This window comes from Candidatus Dormiibacterota bacterium (assembly GCA_035532835.1).
In the GTDB taxonomy this organism is placed as follows: Bacteria; Vulcanimicrobiota; Vulcanimicrobiia; order Vulcanimicrobiales; family Vulcanimicrobiaceae; genus DAHUXY01.
Genome location: DATKQG010000013.1, coordinates 31,544 through 43,266, shown reverse-complemented (window position 1 = coordinate 43,266; position 11,723 = coordinate 31,544). Strand labels below are relative to the sequence as shown.

The 11,723-nt window shown below is 63.8% G+C and carries 12 protein-coding genes; 7 read left to right on the top strand and 5 right to left on the bottom strand.

The window, feature by feature from the left end; genetic code table 11:
• Nucleotides 1-43 precede the first annotated feature (43 nt).
• Both VMW12_02145 and VMW12_02140 read right to left on the bottom strand, forming a co-directional pair.
• Complete coding sequence (locus VMW12_02145; protein HUZ48523.1) at nucleotides 44-433, bottom strand: Hsp20/alpha crystallin family protein; 390 nt, start codon at nucleotides 431-433, stop codon at nucleotides 44-46.
• Nucleotides 434-507: 74 nt separating this feature from the next.
• Nucleotides 508-1,044 carry a hypothetical protein gene (locus tag VMW12_02140; protein HUZ48522.1) on the bottom strand — a complete coding sequence of 179 codons (537 nt, stop codon included), beginning with the start codon at nucleotides 1,042-1,044 and terminating at the stop codon, nucleotides 508-510.
• An 89-nt stretch (nucleotides 1,045-1,133) separates the two neighbouring features.
• Here VMW12_02140 and VMW12_02135 point away from each other — a divergent pair, with 89 nt between their 5' ends.
• The 7 genes from VMW12_02135 (at nucleotide 1,134) to VMW12_02105 (ending at nucleotide 7,421) form a co-directional block, all read left to right on the top strand.
• Entirely contained in the window at nucleotides 1,134-2,177 is a 1,044-nt protein-coding gene (locus VMW12_02135; GenBank protein ID HUZ48521.1) for an alcohol dehydrogenase catalytic domain-containing protein, read from the top strand.
• Between the two features lie 5 nt (nucleotides 2,178-2,182).
• A complete protein-coding gene (locus tag VMW12_02130) occupies nucleotides 2,183-2,953 on the top strand; it encodes an alpha/beta fold hydrolase (protein HUZ48520.1) in 771 nt (256 codons plus the stop codon).
• A 24-nt stretch (nucleotides 2,954-2,977) separates the two neighbouring features.
• Complete coding sequence (locus VMW12_02125; protein HUZ48519.1) at nucleotides 2,978-4,300, top strand: amino acid permease; 1,323 nt, start codon at nucleotides 2,978-2,980, stop codon at nucleotides 4,298-4,300.
• A gap of 72 nt (nucleotides 4,301-4,372) precedes the next feature.
• Nucleotides 4,373-5,599 carry an ammonium transporter gene (locus VMW12_02120; GenBank protein ID HUZ48518.1) on the top strand — a complete coding sequence of 409 codons (1,227 nt, stop codon included), beginning with the start codon at nucleotides 4,373-4,375 and terminating at the stop codon, nucleotides 5,597-5,599.
• Nucleotides 5,600-5,617: 18 nt separating this feature from the next.
• Complete coding sequence (locus tag VMW12_02115) at nucleotides 5,618-5,743, top strand: hypothetical protein (protein HUZ48517.1); 126 nt, start codon at nucleotides 5,618-5,620, stop codon at nucleotides 5,741-5,743.
• Between the two features lie 47 nt (nucleotides 5,744-5,790).
• Entirely contained in the window at nucleotides 5,791-7,086 is a 1,296-nt protein-coding gene (locus VMW12_02110; protein ID HUZ48516.1) for an amino acid permease, read from the top strand.
• Nucleotides 7,083-7,421 (top strand): DUF4870 domain-containing protein, encoded by a 339-nt coding sequence (locus VMW12_02105; protein ID HUZ48515.1) that lies wholly within the window; start codon nucleotides 7,083-7,085, stop codon nucleotides 7,419-7,421. Before VMW12_02110 ends, VMW12_02105 begins: the two co-directional genes overlap by 4 nt.
• 6 nt (nucleotides 7,422-7,427) lie before the next feature.
• On the opposite strand, the gene VMW12_02100 is transcribed toward VMW12_02105, so the two are convergent.
• The 3 genes from VMW12_02100 to VMW12_02090 are packed head-to-tail and all read right to left on the bottom strand — an operon-like array spanning nucleotide 7,428 to nucleotide 11,693.
• The gene (locus VMW12_02100; protein HUZ48514.1) at nucleotides 7,428-8,447 is read right to left on the bottom strand and encodes a 2-oxoacid:ferredoxin oxidoreductase subunit beta; all 1,020 of its coding nucleotides are present in this window, start codon (nucleotides 8,445-8,447) and stop codon (nucleotides 7,428-7,430) included.
• 12 nt (nucleotides 8,448-8,459) lie between these two features.
• On the bottom strand, nucleotides 8,460-10,277 hold the full coding sequence (locus tag VMW12_02095) for a 2-oxoacid:acceptor oxidoreductase subunit alpha (GenBank protein HUZ48513.1): 1,818 nt from the start codon (nucleotides 10,275-10,277) through the stop codon (nucleotides 8,460-8,462).
• Nucleotides 10,278-10,304: 27 nt separating this feature from the next.
• Nucleotides 10,305-11,693: an MFS transporter gene (locus tag VMW12_02090; GenBank protein ID HUZ48512.1), complete on the bottom strand. Its 1,389-nt coding sequence runs from the start codon at nucleotides 11,691-11,693 to the stop codon at nucleotides 10,305-10,307.
• Between the last annotated feature and the right edge of the window lie 30 nt (nucleotides 11,694-11,723).

Here is an 11,723-nt window from a genome sequence, read left to right as displayed (position 1 = left end):
TGACCGGTACGATCTTCGATTCTCTTTTTTTCACGGGCATATGTTACGAATGAGTCCTTTTAACGATCAAGCGAATCTCGGTTCGCGTGGTCGGGAGGTAAGCTGTCGCTGCAATCGGGAGAGCGATCACGAGCACGCCATCGGTGTAGCTCGCAACCACTTCGCCGTAATCGACCGCGACCGGGAGGGCGATACGCTTGGCAAAATCGCCGTACGAAATCTCTTTTTGAACGAACGAGCCGCGGTGCAGGCGATTCGCCGCCGAACGGCGCCCGCTGATGAGCAGATAGCGCTCGTCGACCGAGACGTGAAGGCTCTGCGGGTCGGCGCCGGCGACTTCAATCGCTACGACGACCTGCCCACGCTCCTCGTCGACGACGACGTCGGCGTTCGGCTCGAAATGCCCCAATCGGGGCCGCAGTACGAAATCCATGTATTAAGCTGAAACCCATACTTTTAGCACTCGGATGCGCACAGTGCTAGTGTACCCCGAAGGCGCCGCGGCGTCTACATCGAGGGGTCGGGGAGCGCTCGCCCGGCCGGCCAAGCCACGCACGGGTCGAGCCGGATATCCAGGCCGCCCAGGGCTGCCGCAGGGATATTGACTCGGAAAAATTGCTGGTATTTGGTGGCTACCCCGAGCTTCATCTCAGGCGGGAACGCCTTGAGGTCCTGATTCGGCAGATGCGTCGAGGAGAGCACCTGGTTGATCGCGGTGGCGTCGGCCGCCGACATATAGTCGCTCGTCCGCTGCCCGAGCCACGTGGTGCCGTCCTGCAACGTGTAGAGGTAGCCGATCACCTCGTCCTGCAGCATGCTGCTGGTCGAGACGACCTTATCGATCCGCACGATTTGCATCGACCGGACGGCCGGCGGCTGCAGGGCCAGCGGCACCGCCCGCGGCGAGTCCATGCAGGCCCCGTTATTCAGAATATCCGCCGGTAGCGGCGCGCTAGCCGCAGCCGGCGGCGCGATCGGCGGCGCGGCCTGAGCGAACGTCAAGTTGCCAAGGACCGCTGAAAGAAGCAGAGCAAAAACATGCATGCTTCCCTCATTCGCAACGCGCCGAAGAATTCCGCGCGCGGCCCAAGATCGTGAAACCGCCCAGTACTCCGTTTAGGTTACTACCCTCGATGAAAGCTACCGTGTATCATGGGGCGCGGGACGTGCGGCTCGAGAATGTGCCCGATCCTTCGATCAAGGAGCCGCTCGATGCGATCGTTCGCGTCGTCCGAGCTGCGATTTGCGGCTCCGATCTGTGGTTCTACCGCGGCGTGACGGAGTGGACGCCGGGCGACCGCACCGGACACGAGTTCGTGGGCGTCGTTGAAGAGGTGGGCGCCGGCGTTCGCAGCCTCAAGCCGGGCGACTACGTCATCGCGCCGTTCGTTGCGAGCGACGGAACGTGCGAATACTGCAATCGCGGCTTGCAAACGTCGTGCGTGCACGTGAGCAACTTCGGCGACGACGCGAACGGCGGGCAAGCCGAATTCGTGCGCGTCCCGTATGCCGATGGAACGCTGGTGAAGATGGCCGACGGCATGGCGTCGGATCCGCAAAAATTGGCCGCATCCGCAGCGCTCACGGACGTGATGGCGACGGGGCACCACGGCGTCGTGACGGCGGGCGCGCAGCGCGGCGGAACGGTGGTTGTCGTCGGCGACGGCGCGGTCGGCTTGTGCGGTGTATTATCGGCAGCGCGCGTGATCGGTGCGGAGCACGTCATCGCCGTCGGCCACAACGATGCGCGGCTCGCGCTTGCGCGCGAATTCGGCGCGACGCGCACGTTCAACTCGCATGCCGAAGGCGTCGGCGCGGAGATTCTCGAGCTCACGCGTGGCGGATCGCTCACCGTGGTCGAAGCGGTCGGCAACCAAGAATCGATGGAACTCGCGCTCGAAGTCGCGCGGCCGGGCGGCATCGTGAGCTTCGTCGGCGTGCCGCATAACGTGAAGCAAGTGCCGCTACGGTCGCTCTTCCTCAAGAACGTCTCGTTGCACGGAGCGCTCGCTCCCGTGCGAGCGTATATCGATACGTTGATGGCGCACGTGATGGACGGATCGATCGATCCGTCGCGCGTCTTCGACTTGCACCTTCCGCTCGAGGCCGTCGCGCAGGGATACCAGGCGATGGACGAGCGGCGCGCGATCAAAGTTCTGCTTGAAGTCGGCGCGTAGACTTGGTGGATATCGAGCGCGCATTCACCGAATACGGCGACCCGGCGAACCCCGCCATCGTCATGGTGCACGGCATCCGCCTGGGACGCGCGATGTGGGAGCCTCACGCTCGTGCGTTAGCGCGGCGATTCCACGTCATCACCCTCGACCTGCCGGGACACGGCGCACTGGTGGATGTATCGTTTACCGCCGAGCATGTCGGCGCCGTGCTCGACCACGCGGTCGCACGCATCGCCACGTCGCCGCCGCTGCTGGTCGGCTATTCGCTCGGCGGTTTCGCCGGGATGCAGTATGCCGCAGCGCTTCCCGAGCGCACGAGCGGACTCGTCTTGGCGGGTTGTACGCTCGATTTCGATGCGTGGAAGAGCTGGCCGTACGAAGCTAGCGTCGGCTTCTCGAGCCTGCTGCCGCAATCGTGGCTCGACTACGCGCTGGATCTCTCGCTGCATATGGTGCTGCCGCGCGAGTGGGCCGATACGATCGCGCGCATTCCGTTCAATCGCGACGTGCTGACCCGTACGAATGCCTACACGCGCGATCACGCGCGCTTCAGCACCTCACTCGCCGGCTACCCGGCGCCGATTCTCTTTATCAACGGCGAACACGACCTCGTCTTTCGCCTCGACGAACGCCGATATCGGGAATCGGCTCCCAACGCGGCGTTCCACTTGATTCGCGGCAGCGACCACACGGCGCCGATGCGCAAGCATCGCGAATTCGCCGCGGCCGTCGAAGGCTTCGCGAACGGGGTCTTCGCCCAAGAGGTGTTTGCCTAACCGACGCCAACCGCGCCAACACGGATGTCGACGCTACTGCGCCGTTTGGGCGTTCGCGATGCCGCCCTGATCGTGATGGGCGGTATTATCGGTTCGGGCATTTTCATGAACCCGTCCGTGGTTGCGCGCCACGTGCACAGCGTGTGGGCGATCATGCTCGCATGGATCATCGGCGGTGCCGTCGCCCTTTTGGGCGGCGGCCTCTTTGCAGAATTGGCGGCGCGGCGCCCGCACGACGGCGGCCTCTACGCCTACATTCGCGACGCGTTTCATCCGTCGCTGGCCTTCCTCTACGGCTGGACGCTGCTGATCGTTTCGCAGAGCGGCGGCATGGCGGCGTCGGCGGTGACGTTCGCCGCGTACTTCGCACCGCTTACCGGCCTACAGGTCGATCCGCGCATCCTTGCGGTACTCACGATCGGGGGCTTCACGCTGATCAACTGCTTGGGCGTGCGCGAAGGCGCATCGACGCAGAATGTGTTCATGGCCGTCAAGATCGCTGCGATCGCGGCGTTCGTATTGGTCGGCCTGTTCGCACCGCACGCCGCGCCCGTCGCTGCCGTGGCGACCGCCTATCCGTCGGGCGGCGTGCTCGCCGCGATGGGGTTGGCGCTGGTTCCGGTGTTGTTCGCATACAGCGGGTGGCAGACGTCGAGTTTTATGACCGCGGAGATGAAAGATCCGGCGCGCACGCTTCCGCGCGGATTGATCGTCGGCGTCGTCGGCGTGGTCGTGCTCTATCTTGCGGTAAACGCGGTGAGCGTTATGGCGCTCGGAACGGGCGGCCTTGCTGCGACCGATACGCCCGCCTCCGCAATCGCGCAGCTCGCGTTCGGGCCGATCGGCGCGCGCATCATGGCCGCCGTCGTGGCGCTTTCGACGCTCGGATTTTTGAGCAATCAAATGCTGGTCTCGCCGCGCGTATACTTTCAAATGGCCTCCGACGGGATTTTCTTTCGCCAACTCGCGTGGGTCAACGCGCGGACGCGCGTACCGGTCTTGGCGATCGCGCTGCAAGGCACCATCGCGATTGCCGTCGCGGTCTCCAACCGCTACGGCGCGATCCTCAATTACGTCACCAGCATCGACTACGTGTTTTTCGGGCTCGCCGCGATCGCGCTCTTCGTCTTTCGAGCGCGGGACGCGCGCGATCCGCAAGCCCCGGCCCCGGGCTTTCGCATGCCCGGGCACCCGTATAGCACGGCACTCTTTCTAGCGGTTGCTTGGGGTGTCGTCGCCGACGTGCTCTTCAAGGCGCCCCGCGATGGAGCGATCGGCTTGGGCATCCTCCTCAGCGGTCTGCCCGTCTATGCGATCTTCACGCGGCGCCGCCGTACTTCGACGTAAGTAGAACGCGAAGGGCTCGCGCTTAACCATCGGGCGGATGCCGGCGGCGGCCGGATACGATAACGTCCCTCTATGGAGAAGCTGAATGCGGGCGATACGGCCTGGGTTTTAATAAGCGCAGCGCTGGTCATGCTGATGACGCCGGGGCTGGGCTTTTTCTACGGCGGCCTCGTTCGGCAAAAGAACGTCCTCTCGACGCTCATGCACAGCTTTTTTGCGCTCTGCGTGATCTCGGTGCAGTGGGTGCTCTGGGGATATACGCTCGCGTTCGGCCCGGATTGGCACGGTGTTATCGGCACCTTCGCGTTTCTCGGTTTCAACGGCGTGGGCGCGGCGCCGAACCCCGATTACGCTGCGACGATCCCTCACGCGGCCTTCGCGTTATTTCAGATGATGTTCGCGGTGATTACGCCGGCGCTGATTACCGGGGCGTTCGCCGAGCGCAAGCGTTTCGCGGCGTTCGTGCTCTTCACGATTCTCTGGGCGACGCTGGTGTACGATCCCATCGCGCATTGGGTGTGGGGGCATGGCGGTTGGCTTGCGTCGCTCGGCGCGCTCGATTTCGCCGGCGGCACCGTCGTGCACATTTCCTCCGGCGTCGCGGCGCTGGTCGCAGCGTGGGTCCTCGGCCCGCGCATCGGGAGCGGCAAGGAACACGCACCGCACGATCGCACGATGATGCTGCTGGGCGCGTCGCTCGTATGGTTTGGATGGTTCGGCTTCAACGCCGGTAGCGCGCTTGCGGCCAACGGCCTTGCAGCGATCGCCTTCGTGAACACCAATGTGGCCGCCGCCATGGGCGCCCTTGCATGGATGACGATCGCGTGGTGGCGCGAAGGCGCACCGAGCGTCACCAGCGTCGCCGCCGGCTCCATCGCGGGCCTCGTCGCGATCACGCCCGCAGCGGGTTACGTGACGCCGGCGGCGGCGATTCTCATCGGCGGCATCGCCGCAGTCGGTTGTTATATCGCGGTGCGCTTTCGCGAGCGCATGCACGTCGACGACGCGCTCGACGTCTTTCCGGTGCACGGTATCGGCGGGACCATCGGCGCGCTGCTCACCGGCGTCTTCGCAACCACCGCCATCAATGCCGCGGGTTCGAACGGTCTGCTGTACGGCAACCCGCGCCAACTGCTGATCCAACTGCTTGCAGTAGCGGTCGTATGGATCTACACCGGCGTCATGACGTACGCCGTGCTCAAAATCGTCACGTCGATCATGCCCCTGCGCGTGACCGAACGCGAAGAGCAACTCGGGCTCGACGTTTCACAGCACGCCGAAGCCGCATACGCCAACTAACCTGAAAGGAGGTTCATCGTGGATATCGCCCTCGCACTCGGCAGCTTTCTCGTACTGATCGCCGCGTGGGTCGCAATCGGCCGCCGCGCGGAGCCGTTGCAACTCGTCGCCGCGCTCGAAGAAGAACAGCTCGATGCTGCATAGCTAGCCTGCCCGGCAACCGCCCGTAGGCCAGCTCGGTTTACGGGGGTATGCTGCGACGGCTTGGAAGTATCGATGCCGCCCTGATCGTAATGGGCGGCATCGTCGGGTCTGGAATTTTCTTGAATCCGGCGATCGTCGCCGGTGAATTACACTCCGCGCGAGCAGCCATTGCGGCATGGATCGTGGGTGGGCTGATCGCGCTGCTGGGCGCCGGGCTCTTTGCCGAGCTGGCCGCACGGCGGCCGAGTAACGGCGGATTCTACGCCTATCTGCGAGATGCGTTTCATCCTAGCGTCGCGTTCGTGTACGGGTGGACGCTGCTGCTCGTGGCACAGAGCGGCGGCATCGCGGCGGGAGCGGTGACCTTCGCCATCTACGTCGTGCCCGCATTGGGTTGGCACGTTTCAACCGGCGTTGTGGCCGCGGTCATCATCGCGCTCTTTACCGGCGTAAACTGCATCGGCGTGCGCCAAGGCGCCACGACGCAGCATCTATTCATGGGGCTCAACGTCGCGATGATCGTGCTGATCGCGATCTTGGCGTTCGGATTCGCGCACCCGGCACATGCGGCAGCGCTGCCGCCGGTACCGCCGACTGCGCTGCTGGGAGCGATGGGGCTCGCTCTGGTCGCGGTGATGTTCGCGTACGACGGCTGGCATACGGCGAGCTTCGTTTCAGCGGAGATGCGCAACCCGCAACGCAGTTTGCCCCGCGGGCTCTACATCGGCGTGATTGCGGTGGTCGCGCTCTATCTCATCGCAAACGTCGCGTTCGTTCACGGCCTGGGGCTGGCCGCACTCGCGCGTTCGCAGACGCCCGCCGCCGATCTCGCATCGCTTACGCTCGGCCCCGTCGGCGCAAAGATCGTCACGCTCCTGGTAGCGGTCGCAACGATGAGCACGATGAGCCAGCAGATGCTCGTTTCGCCGCGCGTGTATCATCAAATGGCGAGCGACGGCACGTTCTTCTCCTGGCTGGGATTCATCCATCCGCGCACGCACGTGCCGGTCGTCGCGGTCGTCGCACAGGGGACGACCGCCATCGTCGTCGCGCTCTCGGGTAGCTACAACCAAATCCTCAACTACGTCGAGAGCGTCGATTTCGTCTTTTTCGGCCTGGCCGCAATCGCGCTGTTTATCTTCCGCAAGCGTGACGGCGGCGCGAAGGCCGCATTCTCGATGCCCGGCCACCCGTGGACGACCGCGCTGTTCTTGGGCGTCTCGTGGGCGATCGTCGCCGATGTTGCCTGGACTTCACCCAGGGATACGCTCGCAGGCTTGGGTATAATGACTCTAGGGTTACCGGTTTTTGCATGGTTTTATCGTAGGAGAGAGACATCATGATCGACTCTACAGCGCCTTCGGCGAACGACCGCGTAGCTGCGATGCTCACCCACCTCGGCGGGATCTTTTTCGGGTTCATCCCCTCGCTCGTCGTGTTACTGGTGGCGAAGGATTCCACGCCGTGGCTGGTCGCGCAGGTGAAGGAAGCGCTGAATTTTCAATTGACGATGCTCATCGCGCTCATCGTCTCCTGCATCTTGATCTTCGTGCTCGTCGGCATCTTTCTGATCTGGGCGGTCGGTATCGCCATCGTCGTCTTTAGCATCATCGCCGCCGTGAAAGCCAATCAGGGCGAGGCGTACAGCTATCCGCTCACGATCCGCATGGTGAAATAGGGCGGTTTATACCGCCATCAATTTCGTCCAGTCGTCACGCCCGATGCGCAGTTCCTCTTCTTTGAGCTGCGCTAAGGGCGTTTGGGGCAGATGCTCGCGTTCGCAGAGATCCGGCACACCGGTATCGACGTACAACAGGCCGGTGACGAGTTCGCCCCGGGCGCGCGTCTCGCCGATGGTGCGCAGCGCCCCGATGCGATCGGTCACGTCGTACTCGCGCTCGAGCTTACGCAGCAATATGTGCGAGCCGTCTTCAAATTCGATATCCTGCACCGCGCCGGGCTCGTAATCGACCACGATTTCTTCGCTGCCGCGAATGAAATCCGGCGTGTGCAGTAAGAAGCCGTGCTCCTTCACGTACGAGTAACTCTTGGTCGAACCGACGTGATCGTTGAACGTCACGCACGGGCTCACGATATCGAGAACCGCCGTGCCGCGATGCGAGAGCGCCGCTTCTAACAGCGGTACGAGTTGTTTGCCGTCACCCGAGAACGAACGCGCGACGAACGTCGCGCCTAGTTCTACCGCCAGGCCGCACACGTCGATCGTCGCGTATTCGTTCACGGCGCCGTTCTTCTGCTTCGACCCGGTATCGGCGGTGGCCGAGAACTGCCCTTTGGTCAGGCCGTACACGCCATTGTTTTCGACGATATACGTAAGATCGACGTTGCGGCGCAGCATGTGGACGTACTGGCCGAGGCCGATGCTCGCCGTGTCGCCGTCGCCGCTGATGCCGAGCACGATCAAGTCGCGGTTCGCCACCTTCGCGCCGGTCGCCGCCGAGGGCATGCGGCCGTGCACGCCGTTGAACCCGTGGGCTTGTTCGACGAAATACGCCGGTGTTTTCGAGGAGCAGCCGATCCCGCTCATTTTAGCGAGCATGTGCGGCGCTACGCCGTATTCGTACAGCGCCTTGATGAGGTGATTGGTAATCGAGTTATGCCCGCAGCCCGCGCAGAGCGTGGTCGGGAGGCCTTTGTAGACCTCGCGCGTGAGCCCGATGAGGTTGACGTTGGTGGCCGTCATATCAGCAGTTCCTTACTCCGCCACGACGGCGGGTGCGCGCTCGGCGGCAAGCAGCGGGTCGACGACCGCGTAGGCGTCGATCGGCACGCCGTTGTAGTGCCGCACCGAGTGCAGCTTCGCGAGCAGATGCGTCGGCAATTCCTGGCGCAGGATGCCGTAGAGTTGGCCGTCGCGGTTCTGTTCGATCACGTACACGCGTTCGTGCCGGGCGATAAAGCTTGCCAGCTCGGCGGAAAACGGTAACGCGCGCAACCGCAGATAATCGAAATCGATCCCCTTCTCGTGCAAGATGTCGCGCGCTTCGAGCACTGCGTGGTGGGTCGTGCCGTAGGCGATGATACCGGCGGATTGTCCGCTCTCCTCGACGACCGGCGCGGGAACGTACGTGCGCGCCGTTTCGTGCTTGCGAACCAACCGATCGAGATTGCGGAGCCACACGTCGGGCAATTCGGAGTATCGCGCTTCCTCGTCGTGGCCCGTGCCGCGGGTAAAGAATCCCGCATTCGGATGATTGGTACCCGGGAGCGTACGATAGGCGATGCCGTCGTGGTCGATGTCGCGGTAGCGTCCCCACGATTGCACCTTGTTCAGATCTTCGGCATCGAGTACCTTACCGCGGTCGAAGGGCTTCTCCGGATACGGCAGCGGCTGCGTCATCCAGGCGTTCATGCCCAGATCCAAATCGCTGAGCACGAAGACCGGCGTTTGGAAGCGATCCGCCAGATCGAAGGCGTCCATCGCGCATTCGTACGCCTCGCGCACCGTCGCCGGAAGCAGCACGATGTGTTTGGTATCGCCGTGCGAGAGCGTGTACGCAAACGCGACGTCGCCCTGCATGGTGCGCGTCGGCAACCCGGTCGACGGGCCCGCGCGCTGCACGTCGAAAATGACGGCCGGCAGTTCGGCATAGTATCCGTACCCGACGTACTCCGCCATCAGCGAAATGCCGGGGCCGGAGGTGGAGGTCATCGCGCGCGCGCCGGCCCACGTGGCGCCGAGCACCATGCCTATGGCCGCAAGTTCGTCTTCGGCCTGGATGATGGCCGCGCGCCGTTCGCCCGTCGCCGGATCGGTTCGATAGCGATCGGCGAGCGCGATGAACGATTCGCAGAGCGACGACGACGGCGTAATGGGATACCACGCGGCAACCGTGCAGCCGCCCATGACGCATCCGAGCGCCGCCGCGCGGTTGCCGTCCATGAACATCGTGCCGTCGGTCTTTCCGCTCATCGGCTCGAGGCGATACGGGTCGCGCTTGGTGAGATGTTCGCGCGCATACTCCATGCCGAGCACGACCGCTTGCATATTCGTCGCTACGGCCGCCGGTTTGCTGCGAAACTGTGTGCCGATTGCGGCTTCGAGCGTCGCCGCATCGATATCGAGCAGCGTCGCGACGACGCCCACGTAAATCATGTTCAGCAAGTACTTCCGCAGCGCGCCGTTTTCGATGTGCGCCTTCGCGAGTTCGTTAAACGGCACCGCGTAGTAGGTGATGTCGTCGCGCAGCGTTTCGCCCGCTACCGGATAAGCGGCCTCGTGAATAACGACGCCGCCCGGTTTAATGCTCGCAATGTCGGTCCGCCACGTCGCCGCATTGAGCGCGACGAGGATATCGACCTCGCGCGTTCGGCATTGATAGCCCTTCGCGGTGACGCGAACGTCGAACCACGTCGGCAACCCTTCGATGTTCGAAGGGAACACGTTCTTCGGCGCAACCGGAATGCCGAGGCGAAAAATGGCGTTGGTGAGTACGAGATTCGACGACTGGCTGCCCGAGCCGTTGACCGTCGCTACTCTGATCGTAAAATCGTTGACCGCGCGGTGCTGCATAAAGACGAGGTTACACGAAGCAGCCCGCTATCCTCGAAGCGTGTGAATGTGGCGGCCGAGCGGAGCGTGCGCCCGGCGCGGCACGGACGCCGGAGCAACGCTCCGAACGGCAAAGGCTAGAGCGAGGGTCAGCGCAGCCAGCACGACCCCGACGGCAAAGGCCGCCGTGAATCCAAAGGCAACGCTGGCGGCCGCGGCCGAGGCAACGCCGATGCTCATTCCCACCTGGAGCGTGCTGCTGAGCATGCCGGACGCCATGCCGCTGTCCGCGGGGTCCACGCGCGCGAGCGCGGAGATGACGCCGACTTGGTACGCCAGCATACCGCCGAACGCCAACAATACCGTTCCTGGAAGCAGGCCCGCCCAGTAGGGCGTCGCCGGTTGCATTGCCATCAGACACGCCAAGCCTGCCACCATTGTCGCACCCCCTAGCACGCAGGTGGCGCGGGCTCCCACCCGACGCATCATCGGCGCGGTGAGCGGCCCCGCGATCACCGTGGTCGCAAGCGCCGACGGCATGAACGCCATGCCCGTCAGCAACGGCGAGAAGTGGTTGACTTGCTGTGCGAACGAAGCGCCGAAAATCATGGCAGCCGCATACGCACCGCCCTGAGCCAGCACGACCGCGCATCCGACGAGCAGCGCGGGGTATCCGAACATCCGTAACGGAACCAGCGGCGAATGCGAGCGCAGTTCCGACGTGACGAACCCGCCCAACAGCGCTGCGGCAATCGCCAAACTCATCCACGTATCGGGGCCGGCGACGCGATCGGCCAAGCTTTCGATCGTGTATACGAGCAACACCAACCCGCCGCTCAGTAACGCCGCGCCGATGAGATCGAGCTTCGAACGCTGCGATGCCGGAACGTCGGCGGGCAAGATGCGCGAGATGACGCCGAGGATCACGATCGCTACCGGAACGTTGACGAAGAAGATCGCACGCCAGCCCGCAAACTGCACCAACGCTCCGCCGACGAGCATGCCGACGGCGATCCCTGCGGTGCCGATCGTATTCCACCACCCGATCGCGCGATTGCGTTCCTCGCCGCTGTAGAGCGAAGCTACGATCGCCAGCGCGCACGGCGTCACGATGGCGGCGCCTAAGCCTTGCAGCGCGCGCATCCCGATCAAAACGGCGATATTCGGCGCGAGCCCCGCGCCGCACGACGCCACGGTAAAAGCCGCCAGACCGATCGTAAAGAGCCGCCGGCGGCCGTAGAGATCGCTGAGCCGTCCGCCGAGAATCTCAAATCCGGCGAGCGCGATCGCATACGTGCTGATCACCCACTGCATCGTCGAAGCCGCGGCGTGCAGGTCGGTCTCCATCGACGGAAGCGCGACGTTCACGATCGAGAAATCGAGCAACATCAGAAAAAACGTCACGCAAAGCAGCGCAAACGACAACCGAGAATTCATCGCCCGTGCGTTCGTCACCATGCGTCACAA

Coding starts and splice junctions, on each gene's coding strand:
- VMW12_02090 (HUZ48512.1), bottom strand. CDS start 11,693: ATGAATTCTCGGTTGTCGTTTGCGCTGCTTTGCGTGACGTTTTTTCTG.
- VMW12_02100 (HUZ48514.1), bottom strand. CDS start 8,447: ATGACGGCCACCAACGTCAACCTCATCGGGCTCACGCGCGAGGTCTAC.
- VMW12_02110 (HUZ48516.1), top strand. CDS start 5,791: ATGCTGCGACGGCTTGGAAGTATCGATGCCGCCCTGATCGTAATGGGC.
- VMW12_02145 (HUZ48523.1), bottom strand. CDS start 433: ATGGATTTCGTACTGCGGCCCCGATTGGGGCATTTCGAGCCGAACGCC.
- VMW12_02095 (HUZ48513.1), bottom strand. CDS start 10,277: ATGCAGCACCGCGCGGTCAACGATTTTACGATCAGAGTAGCGACGGTC.
- VMW12_02135 (HUZ48521.1), top strand. CDS start 1,134: ATGAAAGCTACCGTGTATCATGGGGCGCGGGACGTGCGGCTCGAGAAT.
- VMW12_02120 (HUZ48518.1), top strand. CDS start 4,373: ATGGAGAAGCTGAATGCGGGCGATACGGCCTGGGTTTTAATAAGCGCA.
- VMW12_02140 (HUZ48522.1), bottom strand. CDS start 1,044: ATGCATGTTTTTGCTCTGCTTCTTTCAGCGGTCCTTGGCAACTTGACG.
- VMW12_02125 (HUZ48519.1), top strand. CDS start 2,978: ATGTCGACGCTACTGCGCCGTTTGGGCGTTCGCGATGCCGCCCTGATC.
- VMW12_02105 (HUZ48515.1), top strand. CDS start 7,083: ATGATCGACTCTACAGCGCCTTCGGCGAACGACCGCGTAGCTGCGATG.